A 16,183-nucleotide genomic window follows, 5' to 3' on the forward strand; every position below is an offset into this window, starting at 1 on the left:
CGCAGCTTCCACATACTCGGAGTGGAACTTTCCAATAGAAGATCAATATCTGCTTGAATTATGTATCCAATCTTGTACGGATAAGGGATGGACTTGGTGTATGAATGGCAGTCAATCAATGGCAGCGGTTAGAGACAAGCACCTGCTGCGCGATCGGACAGATGTCATCGAAGCGAGGCAGCAAGCATTCAAGGCTAGAACCAGCAACAGAAAGTCGACACGATCAGGAAAATAAGGCTCCCGTCTGTAGATACCAAGATACGGACGGGAACCAGATGTTTATGAATCAGAATCCTCTTGTTCTAACATTTGAACAACCCAGCGGCACCATTCAATTTGGGCGGCAGCAAGAGAAATTGCACGATGAAGCAGGATATAGTCACCGAAATGCTTGGATCGAATATGGCGATCTTCCACAGAGATGCGATCAAGCAATTTCTCAAAATAAGCCGTTTTGGTCTCCAGTTGTTTCATTCGGGTTAGGAATAATGGAATCGTGATTTCTTTCTCGGTCATCCAAATGCACTTTGTTTTTAAGCTGAGCTCATCACGTGTCATTTGCTCTGCAGGAGGTTCGCCCAGCCAATCCAAAACAACAGACTTCCCTTGTTCAGTAATGGAGTAGACCTTCTTGTCGGGTTTGTCCCGCTGTTCAATTCGCACAAATTGAACCAAGCCCTCTCGTTCGAGCTTTGCCAATAATGGATAGATCTGGCTGTGCTTCGCTGGCCAAAATGGCTGGATACGGAGCATAAGATCGTAACCAGAACAGGAATCGCTAGCTAGAAGGCCTAGCAAGCCGTATGACAATGTATTCAGCAACCCTAACACCTCCTTTTTTCTTTCAATGTACCCCTTCTGTCGTTTCTACCTCATCCAACTTGTAACCATAGCAAGAATGCAAATGATACAATCCCCATTATATGTAAGAATATACATAATATCAAGTGTGATTTGAAAGATCTCAACAGTTATTATTTTCATCATATCGGATGTGGATAGATCCCGTAAGTGGCATGGTTGCTTCGCATAGAGCATGAGGGTATGATGAGAGAGTAAGCATGATTAGGAAACGGGGTTATTGTCAATGCGAACATCACAACAAAAGCAAAATCGAGACCGGGCTATACCGGTTATTATATTATCTGGCTTTTTAGGTACGGGTAAGACAACATTGTTGAAGCAGTGGCTGCATTGGAGCACGGAAGAGAATCTAACACCTGCTGTCATTATGAATGAAGTCGGCGAAGTGAATTTGGACGGTCAGCAGCTTCCGCCTGAAGTGGCGATGAAGGAAATGCTCGGTGGTTGCATATGCTGTTCATTCCGCGGCGACTTCAGCACCAAGCTGTATGAGCTTGTACAGGAAGAACAGCCGGATGTCATCTATGTGGAATGTACGGGAATAGCAGAGCCAATGGAATTGGTCGAGTCTATTACCGAAGTTTCCCTGTATTCAGATATTGTTCTGACTAACATCGTCACGGTTGTCGATGCCAAACATCTGGGAGACCTATTAGATGATGAATCCGCCATCCAGAAAGCGAACCGCAAGATGATGCGGTTGCTGGAAGAACAGATACGAGCAGCAAACACAATCCTATTAAATAAATCTGATTTGGCAACAGCTGAACAGCTCGATAAAGTACAGCAGCATGTGAAGCAATGGAATGCACACGCTAGCCTTGTCATTACTGATCATGCCGTCGTCGAACGAGAGCTGTGGATTCAGAGCTGTATACATGCAGGAGGATCGTTATTGCTTGTTGAAGATGATGTGCAATCCATCGAAAATACGAATAATACACATACGCAGCATGATCATCTCCATGTGGAGCATGAGAAGAAGGATTCACACCATCATTCTCATTCACATGCTCATGATTTCGTCACAGCGTGGACGCATCCAATTTCTGAGCCGATGGACAGTGAACGATTCGAAAATTGGCTGTCCACACTGCCTTCGAATGTGTATCGGGCTAAAGGGATTGTAAGCTTTACTGATACGACGAAGCGTTACATGTTCCAATTTGCATATCGTCAATCTGAATTTATTCCGATAGCGCCTCAAGGCGAGGTGAAAGATGTGCTTGTCGTTATCGGTGAGCATTTGGATACTGGCTTGCTTCAACGAACTTTTGAAGCGGCCGTTTACAAGGCGTAGGTGGTTGTTGTTGAATAGATGATTACATTTTAACATGGAGATCGTACACGGATGAGCCAAATCGACTTTCATCATAATTTCAATCAATTTTTTGACGGACTTGAAATAAAGCGAATGGATTCGAACCGCAACGAACAATTACTGCTCCCTTCACACATAGGTGAGGGGACGATTCGAAGATTTATTCCACGCACCGATATTGAAGTTATTGTCTCGAATTATACGATGAACCGTGAGCGAACCATATCGCTTCAAACGGAGGCAACGATGGTTGAACTGCAGTATTGCTTGCAGGGGACTAGGGAAGTGAGCATAGCCGGTGAGCGAAATGAAATCGTCCCTGGTATATGCTCGCTGCAATTGATTAGACAAGCAGATGCGAGGTTTGAGTTTACTGGCAATTCGACGTACCATATGGTCAGTATTGGTATTCCGATTCACACCTTTCATCACTTTATGGAGGAAGGTGATGGGACGAGAAGGGTGGATTTCTCGCAGCTACTTGGCAGCCAAGATTATGGGTGTGAATATGAACGGATTACGCCTGCTGCCACCATACGTTTGCATCAGCTGCTTGAAGCATCCTTGATGTCCAGTACTCGAAATATTGAATTGGAATGCCGTGCTATGGAGTTATTAGAAGAAGCCTTCCAACTGTTCTTCTCGAATCCCAGAACATCTCATGCGAAGAAGATGAGTAGAACGGATAAGCAGAAGGTTAAGCAGGCGAGAGAAATTATAGTTCAGCAAATGTCAGATCCGCCCTCATTGCTGGAGTTGTCTCGCATGGTGGGCTTGAGTGATTTCAAGCTGAAAAAGAGCTTTAAAGAAATGTACGGAGCAACTGTATTCGGCTATTTACGAGAGAAGCGACTGGAGAGAGCACTGTTTCTGCTCCAGCAGGGCAAGCTGAATGTGACGGAAACCGCTTATGAAGTGGGTTACTCGAATGCCAGTTATTTCTCGGAAGCTTTCCGCCGCAAATATGGTGTGAATCCTGGAAGCTTTGTCCGTCAATCAGAACGAATATAACATCTTTACTACAAACATGTTCCTCTGTATACAGTAATGCAGAATGACCTCATTCTCGAATAATTTGATAATCTTGTAGACCGCTCATGAGAGTGGTCTTTTTTTGATGGACGACACCGCAAGCAACGAACACGTGGTATGGCACTGATCCGAGATCAAGGCTCTGTGCCTCTTTCAAGGTGAGGACGCAGAGCCTTGCTGCATTCGAAATGATATTTAGGATTTGGACGCAGCTCGATACTTGTCTAAGAATTCCTTTACCTTCTTAGGATCTGCCTTCAGTTCATTCCCGGTCTTTACGATTGGGCTGACCGTCGAGGCTGCCTTGAAGACATGGTTATTATAGAATTTCAAGAAGTCTTCTTGGTTGATAGAGTATAGAACTGCTTTTCGCAGGTTTGCACTCTTGGCTACTTCTCGATTCGCTGTGTTGAAGAGCAGGTAAGATACTGCATTGCTCTCGATGCTTTGCAAGGACAGCTTGCTGTCATTTTTCACAAGGTCAAATTTTGTTTCAGGCACTCCATAGTTGACATAGACTTCACCGCTTCGCAGTGCGGCCAATTGGCTGTCAGCATCCTTTATGAAGCGCAGAATGACTTTATTGATTTTTGGTTCATGCTTTGTGCCTCTTAAGTAACCCGGATTATTGTATAGAATCGCTTCATAATCATTTTTATAGGACAAGATATATGGCCCGCTCGTAACCAGTACGTTATTGTACTTGTTTCCTTCCGTAACCGTATTCTGATCTCCATATGGAATGTCCTTGTTCACATCGAACTTCGCTACATCGTATGTATTGATGCGCTCTATCTGCTGTTTCGATACGATTCCTGCCGACTGATGGGCCAAATAATTTAATACTTGAGGGAAAGGTTCAGTTGTTGTCAATTTGACTACTTGATATTTGCCGGTCTTGCTGTCCGCGTCATTTTTATTCGTGACAAGTGAGGAAATCTTGCTTTCAAGTCCTTGCTCTAGTGCAGTCTTAATTGTGTCACTGCCTCCTGAGAGCTTCGCAGCTTCCAGCTCCTTCAGATCTGAGACAATCTCAACGGACTTAATATGCTCATGCAGGCTGTACGTGCGATGATCGGGAACAGAGTTCTTATCCTTTGCCCGATTCAGTGAAAATACAACATCGTCAGCTCCAACGCGCTCGCCGGTATCAACAGCAAGCTTGTTCTCAATTTTGGCGAAATGGATATCATCTCTCAAAATAAAGTAATAATCCGAGTTGCCTTCAGCAATTGCGTGATTGTAGGACAAGGAACCGTCTGAAGTGATGCGGTCATCATCGGTCAGATTAATAAGACGCACATACATATTCGTATTGATCATGTTGATCGATCCATCATTGCCTTTAATCGGATCTAGGGAAGTCAGCGTTGAAGACCCCTGCGCCAAAATGAGAGGTGTTGCTTGACGCTTGGACGTATCCTTGAAGTCTACATCCTCCCAGGCAAAGGAACGTGACTTGGACAATCTCACAGAATCCCCATTCAACAGGTCTTTATTGTAAGCTTGGCTCTTCAACGAAATATATAAGGGCGCAATATAAGCTTGATCAAACACGAGCCGCTGCTCCAATTGCTTGTAGGTCTCGATAAACTCCGTAGGAGTCTGTGAGGCGGCTTTGTCGATCAATGCATCGATTTCCGGATCAGCGAGGATACTGTAGTCTCCTCCTGATTTGAACAGGGAACGTACGGCATAATCGGGATTGCCTGTTACGGTCGTCCAGCCTGACAGTGCGATATCATAGTTGCCAGCTTCCTTCTGAGCTTTGAAGCTGCCGTAATCCGGCTGCAAGTTCAGCTTCACGCTGAAGCCATTTTTGGTTAGTTGATCACGAATGATGTTAAGATCGGATTCGCCAGTGCTCATGCCCAGTAGTTCGATGGTCACTGGTGCTCCCGTTTCTGTTTGCGGCATATTTTCAGCGCTCTTGGCAGGCTCTTTGCCAACTGTATCGGATTTCGTACTTACCGAGCATCCGCTTACTAACAAGAGTATAGACAATAGTAAGATGAAGAACTTGCTTTTGGATAGCATGTAAGTCCCTCCCATAATCCCTTATTTGTGATTCTGACTTCTTTGTTCGTGCCCGTATTTTTGGCAGCATGACTTGCGGCCATTTTTGCACTGTGTTAGGCCAAGTCATCGCATTACCTCAGTGCATTTTCGGATCAAGTGCATCCCGTAGACCATCACCAAGGAAGTTAAAGGACAACACAAGTGCGATGATAGCAATGCCTGGGTAGATAGCGAGATAAGAATGTGATTCAAGGTAGGTGCTGCCAAGCTTCAAGATGTTGCCCCATTCCGGGATATGCGGCTCAACGCCAAGTCCTAAGTAACTTAAGCTGCTTGTTGAAATAACAGCGCCACCGATTGTAAGTGTCGACTTCACAATCATCGGGGCAAGTGAATTTGGTACAATATGCTGGAATATAATTGCCAACTTCCGTTGACCAAGGGCCCTAGCTGCTTCCACGTATTCATATGTAGCTACGACCATGACGCTAGCTCTCATCGTGCGGGCATAGCTCGGAATTGATCCGATGCTTAGTGCAGCAATGAGATTGATCGTGTTGGCGCCGAATGCCGCGATGATAGCGATAGCAAGCAATATCCCCGGAATAGCGTAAAGCACATCGAGCAGCCGCATAATGATATTGTCCGTCCGGCGTCCATAGAAGCCGGAGATGGCGCCGAGCACACCGCCCACAATGACAGGGATTGCTGTGGAAATGATTCCGACAATGAGTGAGATACGAGCTCCAAATATAATTCTCGAAAATAGGCATCTGCCAAAGTTGTCGGTGCCGAGCGGGTAGGTGAGGCTCGGTGTTTGCAGAATCGCACTGTAGTCATTCTCCACAGCGATGGTGTAGTCGAAGGTGAAGAAGCTGCAAATCGAAATCGAGAATAGGAAAAGGATAAAAAATAACCCAGACATGGCTGCTGCATTCCGTGTTATTCGTTCCCATACTTCTCTCCACTTCGCGCCTGTCTCATCATACGGATTGTTCAGAAGCAGAATGACTCCAAGCAGCAGAGCGAATAAATTCCCGGTTATCGCTGTGAACAGGAGTAGAATCGCAACGATCCGTATCCATGGCTGTATTCGGTATTGTATAATGCCGCAAGCTATTAGAATGAGGATTGTGAGTTGAAATATGGCGATCACGAGCAGGATCAGCATCGCCGCTGGAAACGTATCAGCCACATAGGGCTTAAATAGATTTAAAGCAGATACGCCGATAACAAAGAGCTGTGTCAGCAGCATGTATACTGCTAAGGAATAATGCAGCGAAGCTCTGCTCTTCAGCAATTGAAGTGAGGCGGCTGCAATGAACACATTCCCAGTGAGAAGGCTTAGTAATAACAGATAACCGACAGATCGCGTAGAGGTTCTGATGTCGCCGCTTCTGCTGATATCATGCTTAATCTTGATCGTGACACCCAACTGAAGCAAGCTGAAGAAGATATATAGGACAGCAGCGGTGAATACATATGGCCGTACAGCCTGATTTGTTACATCATAACTGTTCACCAGCAGGAGTAGAGACAATAAGGATGATACGATTGTCGCGAAGCTGGCGTACTTATATTCTCGGTTTGTTTTCAGTCGATTTGTCGTATCGTATCGATTGTCTAGTGATTTGTTCATGATTCACCTGCTTTAGTATTGTTTCATCTTGGTACGAATCCGTGGGTCAATGAAGGCGTACATAATATCCACCGCTAAATTGACCAGTGATATCGTAATCGCCGTGTAAACAACACCTCCCATAATGGCAGGAATATCTGGAATGAACTGCTTGTCGATGATGTAACTGCCGATACCGCTAATATTGAACACCTTCTCCGTAACAGCAGCCCCTCCAAGCATTGCTCCAAATTGCAATCCCACTACCGTCAGAATCGGAATGAGGGCATTTCTCACAGCATGCCGGAGCAGTACCTGCCGATTGCGCAGCCCCTTCGCTCTAGCAGTTAAGATGTAATCCTCATGAATAACCTCAAGAGTAGAAGCGCGGGTCATGCGAGCAACGGATGCTGTCAATCCTGTTCCAAGTACAATGACCGGCATAATGACAGACAGCCAATTATTCGGATTATAGGTTGCAGGCAGCCATTTCAGATGAATGGAGAAGTTAAGAATGAAGATTAGTCCCTGCCAAAAGTTGGGTATTGATAAACCAAGCAATGCGATGAAGATGAACGTATAATCGAACAATGTATTTGGTCGTGTTGCAGAAATGATGCCGATCGGCAGTGCAATGAGGAGAGCAAGTGCAAGTGAAATCATTGTTAGCGTTAACGTAATTGGAAATTTGGCTGCGATGGCAGTTGATACTTCTTCGTTGCCTGCAAATGAACTGCCTAAATCAAATGTGGCGATGCCTCTTAATGTGTCCCACAGTTGAATGAAAAAGGGTTGATCCAAACCGTGCATCTTATTGAACGCCTCGATCTGCTCCGATGTCGCCGTTTCTCCCAAAATATTAACTGCAGGATGGAATGGGGAAAGCTTCAATATGGTGAATACGACAATAGAGACCCCGATAATTACAAGCAGGCTCATCATCAATCGTTCAAATATGTATTTGAGATATGCATTGTGATACAAGAGCACAAGCAGATACATTGGAAATCCGGGAAGTAAGGTCAAGATGATAAACAGCGGGTATCGAAGCAAGGCTTGAAAGGTGTCAGAGTAGGTAGTGCGTCTATGGAGTCGTTGGTCAAGCTGCTTAAGGGTATGTTCATGTACGGCTTGTCGGAATTGTTCTTCAGTCAACTTGTGAACCTGGCGATTGAACTGGAGATTGTCTAAGTTCTCACCGAAGAAGCGATACTTGCAGCGTAGTTGATCCTCGAAGTCGGCTTGAAGCTTCTCTTTGTAACCGGAAGCGAGGAGTTCCTGCGTGACCAAATTCCGTGCCGCTTGGACGTTATCATCCCTTCGTCTAACCTGATAGATAATGTATGCCGCAAGGTGGACAGGCAAGCCGAGTAGTATGGCAAGGCGTGCATAGATTGGGTTCAGGCTCAATTTTGTATAGCTGTGGCTGAATGTCTCTATCCATTTTGGAAGCCTAGGCGCTTCAGTATATTCCATTTGCATGTAGTATAAGCACCTCCTTCACTTTTAAATTGTATAATTCCGATGGATATAGTATATTTTATTTCAAGGTTTTGTCAAGAACTGTTAGCAAACCTATTCATCACTATGATAGACGGGAGAGCGGGCATGGAGCATATCCTTCAAGTTCAGGATTTATCGGTAGCATTTCAGAATCGGGAGCAAGAGATTCATGCGGTTCGAGGCGTAAGCTTCGTGGTCAACCCAGGCGAGACACTCGGAATTGTGGGAGAATCAGGGAGTGGCAAGAGCGTTACTGCACGATCCATCATGCGCCTGCTGCCTTCGTCGATAGCATCAAAGCAGAGTGGTACGATTATTTTCTTAGGTGAGGACGTGGCGCGTTATTCAGAGTCCGACATGGAGAATGTTCGTGGGCGTCACATCGGGATGATTTTTCAAGATCCGATGACTTCGTTGAATCCAACGATGAGCATTGGAAGTCAAATTGCAGAGAGCTTAATCAAGCATCAGGACATGACAGCTGCACAGGCAAAGGCGGAAGCGATCACCATGTTGAAGATGGTTGGGATCCGCAATAGTGAAATGCGTTATTCTCACTATCCTCATGAATGCTCAGGTGGCATGCGCCAAAGAGTAATAATCGCTATCGCCCTTGCCTGCAGGCCGGCACTCCTTATTGCAGATGAACCGACAACTGCACTGGATGTTACAATTCAGGCGCAAATCTTGAATGTTATGAAGCATATGCAGAGAGAACTTGGTACTTCAATCATTCTCATTACGCATGACCTTGGTGTCGTTGCAGGGATGTGTGATCGCGTGCTCGTCATGAAGGAAGGAGAGATTGTGGAGGAAGGCCCGACCGTAGAGCTATTCGCCAATCCACAACATCCATATACGCTAAAATTATTGAACACGCTTCCCCGATTACATGAGAAGAAGGTGAAGTCTGCCCCATTCGTTCGTCCTCGGTCGGCTGATCAACGTCCATTGCTGGAGGTTCGTTCCTTAAAGCAGCATTTTGATTTGGGCAAAGGGAATATTGTAAAGGCAGTTAACGATATCAGCTTCTATATCCAAGAGGGGGAGACACTTGGCGTGGTGGGAGAATCCGGCTGCGGCAAATCAACGACAGGAAGAGCGATATTGCGTCTGCTTGAGCCGACTGGCGGTGATGTGCTGTATCAGGGCATGTCGGTAAATCGATTGTCAGCTCAGGAGATGAAAATCGTTCGCAGGCATATGCAAATGATCTTTCAGGATCCGTACGCGTCATTGAATCCGAGATGGAAGGTTATCGATCTGATCGGTGAAGCGCTGGATGTTCACCGATTGGTCTCGAGCAAGCAAGAGCGGAAGAAGCGGGTAGAGGAACTGCTAGAATTGGTTGGGCTAGAGCCATCTCATGCTAAGCGTTATCCACATGAATTTTCTGGAGGGCAGCGTCAGCGCATCGGAATCGCTAGAGCGCTTGCGGTAGAACCGAAATTCATTGTGTGTGACGAACCTCTATCAGCGCTTGATGTATCGATACAAGCCCAAATTGTGCAGCTGATGCAGGAGCTTCAGCAACGTCTTGGCTTAACCTACTTGTTCATTGCACATGACCTGTCTATGGTCAAGCATATTAGTGATCGGGTAGCTGTGATGTATCGCGGCAAAATCGTAGAGTTGGCAGAAAGCGAAGCATTGTATTCGAACCCACAGCATGCGTATACGAAGTCATTATTAGCCGCAATTCCTGTACCGGATCCGCAGATCGAAATGCGGAAGCCTCGTGCATTCATGGAAGAATTGGAGGAGTCCGATCCGTATCAGATGGATCGTTCCCTATTGGTCGAGGTTGCCTCGGGTCACTGGGTGTCCATTCCTTCGTAGGTCAAGCTTAAATGGAATTATTGGCAATAATAACAAAAAGCTCCTGTATCAGAACGCAAGTTGCGTTCTGATACAGGAGCTTTGCCCGTGTCTATGTAACGGGATTATCGAGTAGCAGAGGGCGAATGCTGCCCATGCCCTGTTTCGGAATCCTTATCTTCTATGAAGCGGTATCCATCTGCGACCCATTCCAATGCACCCGTATCTGGATGGATGACCATGCCGTGTACAGGTACGTCAGAAGGAAGAAGCGGGTGTTTGCGCAGCACTTGTACGCTGTTCATTACCCCTTCATGGACATCATTGAAGCCGCGCAGCCAGTGGTGCAGCTTAATGCCGGAGTTCGTCAGCGTATCCAGAACGACATCTTCAACGCCGCGCTCCTTGGCCTTGTCAATAATTTGTTGAGAGTTCAAGCCAGTCATCCCGCAGCCATAGTGTCCGATCACGATAACCTCGTCTGCTTCCAGTTCATAAATAGCGACAAGCACACTGCGCACAACACTTCCGAATGGCTGTGAAATGATTGCACCTGCGTTTTTAATAATTTTTACGTCGCCATTTCGCAAATTCATTGCTTTTGGAAGGAGCTCGACAAGCCGAGTATCCATGCATGTGATAATGACCATTTTCTTGTCGGGGAATTTGTCAGTCAAGTACTGTTCATATTCACGCTTCTCGACGAATTCACGGTTGAAATCTAAGATGTTTAACATGTTGGACATGTTTTTCCCTCCCTTGCATGTTGACGCTTCATTTGTTGTCACGGCGATCCTTGCATGCGACATGTGTTGAATAAATTTGTTGTGCACTGCTTAACTTGTAAAAGCCGCCCGTTCCCGATACATCAAGGTTCAATTTCTCATCAAAGAACACCATATGATACCGGTTCATGTAGATGTCAAGCGGGACATTGCTTTGCAGCTGCACGTCATCTGCGTCAGCCTGCTGGGCGATCCATATGGCGGGCACGCCATTGACGGCGCAGCCGCAGCCTTCCGTATCGTGTACAAGCTTGATAATTCCGCCATCTGCGGAGCGGAGACGCTGCTTGAGCTGCTCTTCGGCAGTTTCAGTCACTTGGATCCAAATCATCGTATCTGCTCCTTTATGGCCTGACATGTTCGAGTAAGTATACAAATAGCAATGTAACAATGATTCCAAAATACGAATCGTTATTCACAATCGCTTTCGAATGTTGATTATATCGTTTTCACCGCGTATCATCAAGAAGGAAGACTATACATAATTCGAGGTGAAACAGGCATGAATGCGCAAAATGAGGCAATCTTGCAGAAATTTCGGGATATAACAACGAAACTGAAAAGTTATGGAGAAGCATTAAGCATTATGCATTGGGATTTGCGTACAGGTGCTCCGCGCAAGGGGGCTGAACAGCGCTCCAAAACAATCGGAGCTTTGTCCGAGGATATGTTCAAGCTGTCCGTATCGGATGAGATGGGCGAATGTTTGGATGCATTGGAGCAGGCTGATGTATTCGGCCAACTGTCCGATGCAGATCGTAAAATGGTTACAGATGCGCGTAAGGAATACAACCGCAGCCGCAAAATTCCTTCCAAGCTGTATCAAGAATATGTCGTATTAACCTCGCATGCAGAGACGATGTGGGAGGAAGCGAAGGAAAAGGCTGATTTTGAAATGTTCGCTCCGTATTTGCGGGACATCGTAGCGAAGACGCAGCAATTGATCGATTATTGGGGTGTGAAGGAAACACGTTATGACACACTGCTGGATATGTACGAGCCAGGAATGACTGTGGAGAAACTGGATGCCATCTTTGGTAAACTGAAAGAAGGTCTTGTGCCGCTTGTGCATGCTGTGCAGGAGAAAGGGGAACAGCCGGTTCATGATTTTCTGTATCGTGATTATGCAATTGAGCAGCAGAAGGAAATCAGCCTGTATTTACTGAAGGAAATGGGCTATGACTTCGAGGCTGGACGTTTGGATGAGAGCGTTCACCCATTCATGATCGGGTTGAACTCAGGCGATGTTCGTATTACGACGCATTATAAGAAGGATGATGCGGCGAGTGCGATCTTCAGTTCTTTGCACGAGGGAGGCCATGCCTTGTATGAGCAGAACATCACTAAGGAATTCGATGGCACTCCATTGTCAACCGGAACATCGATGGGCATCCACGAATCGCAATCCCGATTCTGGGAGAACATGATCGGCCGCAGCCGTCCGTTCTGGAATCGTTATTATGGGGAATTGCAGCGTCTGTTCCCAGAGCAATTGAACGAAGTGGATGTTGATACCTTCTACCATGCAATTAACCGGGTAGAACCTTCCTTAATCCGTACGGATGCAGATGAAGTTACGTACAATTTGCATATCATTATCCGTTATGAGATCGAGAAGATGCTGTTCAATGAGAATCTGCCAGTTGAGGAGCTTCCTCGCGTGTGGAATGAGAAATATGAGTCTTACTTGGGCGTGCGTCCGAGCCATGCTGGAGAAGGGGTCTTGCAGGATGTGCACTGGTCAGGCGGCGGATTTGGCTACTTCCCATCGTATTCCCTTGGCAACATGTATGCCGCTCAGATGAAGCATACGATGGAAAGCGCGCTTCCAAACTTAGAGACCCTCGTTGAAAATGGCCAGTTGGAGCCAATTAAGCAATGGTTGACGGAACAAGTGTATCAATACGGGAAGCTTCTGACTCCATCCGAGATCATTATGAAGGTAACGGGAGAGGCATTGAACCCGCAATATCTGGTCGATTATTTGACGAAGAAGACGAACGAAGTATACGGCATGTAACCGAATCAATTGAGAATCTAGAACGCAGTCCCGGGTGGGGCTGCGTTTTTTATGATTTATACTACTCATTCGGTGGCAGGGAACACCTCAATCGCAACGATGGAGGATAAGCTTTATTCAAGCGTTGCAATTTGATTAGGGTCGGGCGAATAACCATTTCAGTAATGGATGCATACAATGCAATAACCGAACAACAGGGCAGGTTCAATTAGGTAAGAGTTTACGCGATTATGGGTCGAGCAGATTGACTCAGAAGAGTACGAACAGGTTCCATGGTATACCCATTCCAGATAAGGAGGACAGATATCGGATGAGACACAAGTGGCGAATAGGTACCTTGGCCATCGTAGTTTTTGCTGTGTTGGTGCTTAGTGGATGTGGTTCAAGCAGTGATTTAGTGAAGATCAAGGTAGGAGAAGTGACGCGCTCTGTATTCTATGCCCCTGAGTATGTGGCCCTTGGCAAGGGATTCTTCAAGGAGGAAGGACTGGACGTTGATCTACAGACGACTTCTGGCGGAGATAAGACAATGACTGCGCTGCTCTCAGGGGGAATTGATGTAGCGCTTGTTGGCTCAGAGACGTCCATCTATGTTGCACAACAGGGGGCTGAGGATCCGGTTATTAATTTTGCGCAGCTCACGCAAACAGACGGCACGTTCCTCGTTGCCCGCGAGAAGAAGGCCGGCTTCGATTGGGATCAACTGAAGGGAAGTACATTCCTCGGACAGCGCAAGGGCGGAATGCCCCAGATGGCAGGTGAATTTACGCTGAAGAAGCATGGCATTGATCCACACAAAGACTTGCAACTCATTCAGAATATTGATTTCGCCAATATTGCGTCTGCATTCGCTTCAGGGACTGGCGAATATGTACAGTTATTCGAGCCGCATGCTTCTATTTTTGAGAAAGAAGGTAAGGGATACGTTGTCGCCTCATTCGGTGTAGAGAGCGGCAAGCTTCCATATACGGCCTTCATGTCTAAGCAAAGCTATATCTCTAAGAACAAGGATGCTAGTACAGAAATTCACGAATGCGATCTATAAAGCGCAGCAATGGGTAGAGAAGCAGTCCGCTGAAGAGATTACCGATGTCATTCTGCCATTCTTCAAGGATGCTGACCGGGATATTGTCGCAAGTGCGATTAAGCGGTATAAGGAACAACAATCGTATGCCGCAGATCCAATACTGGATGAGCAGGAATGGAACAATCTGCTGGATGTGCTTGATACGGCAGGGGAGTTGAAATCTCGTGTACATCACGAGCAGATCGTTACGAATGAATTTGCCGAGAAAGCGATACAGCTGGTGAAATGACGGATGCCCATAACGCTCATTCGAAGGGAGGCGCCTAATGATACCTGCAGTAGAGCTATCCCGTGTGACTCATGTCTATGTAACAGATCGAGAAGCGAAGCTGGCAGTAAATGAACTAACCGCTTCCATCATGCCGGGCGAGTTCGTTAGTCTGGTTGGGCCGAGCGGCTGCGGCAAGACAACAATACTATCCATTATCGCTGGCCTGATGAAGCCAACCTACGGTCATGTAAATGTATATGGTCAGCGAGTGAGCGGTACCTCATCTCATGTCGGTTATATGCTTCAACAGGACTATCTCTTCCCTTGGAGATCGATTCTTGACAATGCATGCATGGGGTTGGAGCTGACAAAACAGTTAACCACTGAGATGAAGGAGAGAGTTGTTCAGCTGCTTAACGGAATGGGACTCGAAGGGACAGAGAAGCTGTATCCTCATCAACTGTCCGGCGGAATGAGGCAGCGTGTTGCACTGGTCAGGACGCTTGCGACGGAACCGGAGCTTATGCTGCTGGATGAACCATTCTCTGCCTTGGATTACCAGACGAAGCTGCAATTGGAGGATTTGGTCGTGGACACTTTGCGTCTACGAAATAAGACGGCCATTCTCGTTACCCACGATCTGTCAGAGGCAATAGCCGTTAGTGACCGGGTGATTGTGTTGAATCGTGATCCAGGCAGCATTCGTCGAACATTCGTCATACCAGAGTCAATCCGCAACTCCCAACCCTTCTATGCACGTGAGCAGGAAGGATTCAATGATCTGTTCCATGACTTGTGGAAGGAACTTGAAGCGTCAGATCGGAGGGGAAGCAATGAGCCGACATTCGGATCTTGATGATTCACCGCCCATACCCCATCCCTCAGACAATACGAAGGAGCTAGTAGCATCGACCTATGCGCAATATCGCGCACGCAGACGTGCACTGTCAACATCAGTTACGGTGACACAGCTAATCATTCTAATCTCCTGTATAGCGCTCTGGGAGCTAGCAGGCCGACTGAAGTGGATCGATGTTCTGTTATTCAGTTATCCGAGCAAGGTAGGCGCGCAAATTGTGCAGGATGTCATGAACGGTTCCATTTGGCCCCATTTAGGGATGACTGTAGGAGAGACGATTGTAGGCTTTGTACTCGGTACGGTGCTCGGCACTCTGCTTGCCGTGCTCATTTGGTGGTCAGAATTTCTTGCGCGAGTGCTAGATCCATACATGGTTGTCTTCAACAGCATGCCGAAAGTTGCGCTTGGCCCCTTGTTCATCGTCGGGTTCGGAGCGGGATTTACAGCCATTGTGGCTACCACTTTATCCATCACCGTAATCATAACAACAATTGTTGTGTACAATAGCTTTCGGGAAGTCGATCCGAATTACATCAAGGTTGTTCGTGTATTTGGGGGCGGGAAGCGGACGATATTTTGCAAGGTCGTTTTGCCGGCCTCATTTCCTGCGATCGTGTCCACGCTAAAGGTGAATGTTGGGCTTGCATGGGTAGGTGTAATTGTTGGTGAATTTCTTGTATCCAAGGTAGGGCTTGGATATTTGATTATATATGGATTTCAAGTGTTTAATTTTACACTGGTTATGTCATCGCTTGTCATTATCGCGATTGTGGCTACACTAATGTATAAAGCAGTTGCGTTCGTAGAGCGGAAAATCGTAAATCGTACGTAATCCGTATATGTTCTCGTGGTTTGCCAAAGTGTACATGGAGTGAAAGAGGAATGCCAATGAATGGCATTCCTCAGGCTGTCGAGAAAGTCTCGGCAGCTATTTTTATGTTTATTTAATTTCACACGACACCGCGTTAATGTTGTATAATTATAGTAATAAATGAGATCGGGAAGGTGATCAAAAATGCTACGTTCAAACCGCGATAAACAACAGG

Annotated in this window: 12 protein-coding genes and 2 pseudogenes; 8 read left to right on the forward strand and 6 right to left on the reverse strand. The window is 46.4% G+C overall.

Annotation, left to right across the window (positions count from 1 at the left end):
* A pseudogene (locus AZ66_RS32840) lies at positions 1-235 on the forward strand (DUF309 domain-containing protein); the annotation flags it as partial.
* 44 nt (positions 236-279) lie between these two features.
* Here the strand turns inward: AZ66_RS32840 and AZ66_RS18575 are convergent.
* A complete protein-coding gene (locus AZ66_RS18575; RefSeq protein WP_082061650.1) occupies positions 280-822 on the reverse strand; it encodes a PadR family transcriptional regulator in 543 nt (180 codons plus the stop codon).
* 265 nt (positions 823-1,087) lie between these two features.
* Between AZ66_RS18575 and AZ66_RS18580 the strand changes: the two genes are divergently transcribed.
* Together AZ66_RS18580 and AZ66_RS18585 are read left to right on the forward strand one after the other, a co-directional pair.
* Positions 1,088-2,164 carry a CobW family GTP-binding protein gene (locus AZ66_RS18580; RefSeq protein ID WP_021262335.1) on the forward strand — a complete coding sequence of 359 codons (1,077 nt, stop codon included), beginning with the start codon at positions 1,088-1,090 and terminating at the stop codon, positions 2,162-2,164.
* A gap of 51 nt (positions 2,165-2,215) precedes the next feature.
* Positions 2,216-3,196: an AraC family transcriptional regulator gene (locus AZ66_RS18585; RefSeq protein WP_044356193.1), complete on the forward strand. Its 981-nt coding sequence runs from the start codon at positions 2,216-2,218 to the stop codon at positions 3,194-3,196.
* 216 nt (positions 3,197-3,412) lie between these two features.
* Here the strand turns inward: AZ66_RS18585 and AZ66_RS18590 are convergent, their stop codons facing one another.
* The 3 genes from AZ66_RS18590 to AZ66_RS18600 form a co-directional block, all read right to left on the reverse strand.
* Positions 3,413-5,254 carry an ABC transporter substrate-binding protein gene (locus AZ66_RS18590; RefSeq protein WP_044356194.1) on the reverse strand — a complete coding sequence of 614 codons (1,842 nt, stop codon included), beginning with the start codon at positions 5,252-5,254 and terminating at the stop codon, positions 3,413-3,415.
* 118 nt (positions 5,255-5,372) lie between these two features.
* The gene (locus tag AZ66_RS18595; protein ID WP_044356195.1) at positions 5,373-6,875 is read right to left on the reverse strand and encodes an ABC transporter permease; all 1,503 of its coding nucleotides are present in this window, start codon (positions 6,873-6,875) and stop codon (positions 5,373-5,375) included.
* A 12-nt stretch (positions 6,876-6,887) separates the two neighbouring features.
* Positions 6,888-8,330, reverse strand: coding sequence for an ABC transporter permease (locus AZ66_RS18600; protein ID WP_044356203.1), 1,443 nt, complete (start codon positions 8,328-8,330; stop codon positions 6,888-6,890).
* A gap of 132 nt (positions 8,331-8,462) precedes the next feature.
* On the opposite strand from AZ66_RS18600, the gene AZ66_RS18605 reads away from it, so the two are divergent.
* Positions 8,463-10,196, forward strand: coding sequence for an ABC transporter ATP-binding protein (locus tag AZ66_RS18605; protein WP_044356196.1), 1,734 nt, complete (start codon positions 8,463-8,465; stop codon positions 10,194-10,196).
* A 104-nt stretch (positions 10,197-10,300) separates the two neighbouring features.
* Here the strand turns inward: AZ66_RS18605 and AZ66_RS18610 are convergent, their stop codons facing one another.
* Entirely contained in the window at positions 10,301-10,921 is a 621-nt protein-coding gene (locus AZ66_RS18610; protein ID WP_044356198.1) for a beta-class carbonic anhydrase, read from the reverse strand.
* Between the two features lie 28 nt (positions 10,922-10,949).
* Complete coding sequence (locus tag AZ66_RS18615; protein WP_052648641.1) at positions 10,950-11,291, reverse strand: iron-sulfur cluster biosynthesis family protein; 342 nt, start codon at positions 11,289-11,291, stop codon at positions 10,950-10,952.
* 171 nt (positions 11,292-11,462) lie between these two features.
* On the opposite strand from AZ66_RS18615, the gene AZ66_RS18620 reads away from it, so the two are divergent.
* The 4 genes and pseudogenes from AZ66_RS18620 (at position 11,463) to AZ66_RS18635 (ending at position 15,969) form a co-directional block, all read left to right on the forward strand.
* Positions 11,463-12,980: a carboxypeptidase M32 gene (locus AZ66_RS18620; protein WP_044356199.1), complete on the forward strand. Its 1,518-nt coding sequence runs from the start codon at positions 11,463-11,465 to the stop codon at positions 12,978-12,980.
* Between the two features lie 310 nt (positions 12,981-13,290).
* Positions 13,291-14,296, forward strand: a pseudogene (locus tag AZ66_RS18625) (ABC transporter substrate-binding protein).
* 37 nt (positions 14,297-14,333) lie between these two features.
* The gene (locus AZ66_RS18630) at positions 14,334-15,134 is read left to right on the forward strand and encodes an ABC transporter ATP-binding protein (protein WP_044356200.1); all 801 of its coding nucleotides are present in this window, start codon (positions 14,334-14,336) and stop codon (positions 15,132-15,134) included.
* Positions 15,112-15,969, forward strand: a complete 858-nt coding sequence (locus AZ66_RS18635; protein ID WP_044356201.1) for an ABC transporter permease — start codon at positions 15,112-15,114, stop codon at positions 15,967-15,969. Before AZ66_RS18630 ends, AZ66_RS18635 begins: the two co-directional genes overlap by 23 nt.
* The last annotated feature ends 214 nt before the right edge of the window (positions 15,970-16,183 follow it).

Source organism: Paenibacillus sp. E194 (assembly GCF_000935845.1).
GTDB classification, from domain to species: Bacteria; Bacillota; Bacilli; order Paenibacillales; family Paenibacillaceae; genus Paenibacillus_B; species Paenibacillus_B alvei_B.

Coding starts and splice junctions, on each gene's coding strand:
- AZ66_RS18595 (WP_044356195.1), bottom strand. CDS start 6,875: ATGAACAAATCACTAGACAATCGATACGATACGACAAATCGACTGAAA.
- AZ66_RS18605 (WP_044356196.1), top strand. CDS start 8,463: ATGGAGCATATCCTTCAAGTTCAGGATTTATCGGTAGCATTTCAGAAT.
- AZ66_RS18600 (WP_044356203.1), bottom strand. CDS start 8,330: ATGGAATATACTGAAGCGCCTAGGCTTCCAAAATGGATAGAGACATTC.
- AZ66_RS18620 (WP_044356199.1), top strand. CDS start 11,463: ATGAATGCGCAAAATGAGGCAATCTTGCAGAAATTTCGGGATATAACA.
- AZ66_RS18635 (WP_044356201.1), top strand. CDS start 15,112: ATGAGCCGACATTCGGATCTTGATGATTCACCGCCCATACCCCATCCC.
- AZ66_RS18610 (WP_044356198.1), bottom strand. CDS start 10,921: ATGTCCAACATGTTAAACATCTTAGATTTCAACCGTGAATTCGTCGAG.
- AZ66_RS18630 (WP_044356200.1), top strand. CDS start 14,334: ATGATACCTGCAGTAGAGCTATCCCGTGTGACTCATGTCTATGTAACA.
- AZ66_RS18590 (WP_044356194.1), bottom strand. CDS start 5,254: ATGCTATCCAAAAGCAAGTTCTTCATCTTACTATTGTCTATACTCTTG.
- AZ66_RS18580 (WP_021262335.1), top strand. CDS start 1,088: ATGCGAACATCACAACAAAAGCAAAATCGAGACCGGGCTATACCGGTT.
- AZ66_RS18615 (WP_052648641.1), bottom strand. CDS start 11,291: ATGATTTGGATCCAAGTGACTGAAACTGCCGAAGAGCAGCTCAAGCAG.
- AZ66_RS18585 (WP_044356193.1), top strand. CDS start 2,216: ATGAGCCAAATCGACTTTCATCATAATTTCAATCAATTTTTTGACGGA.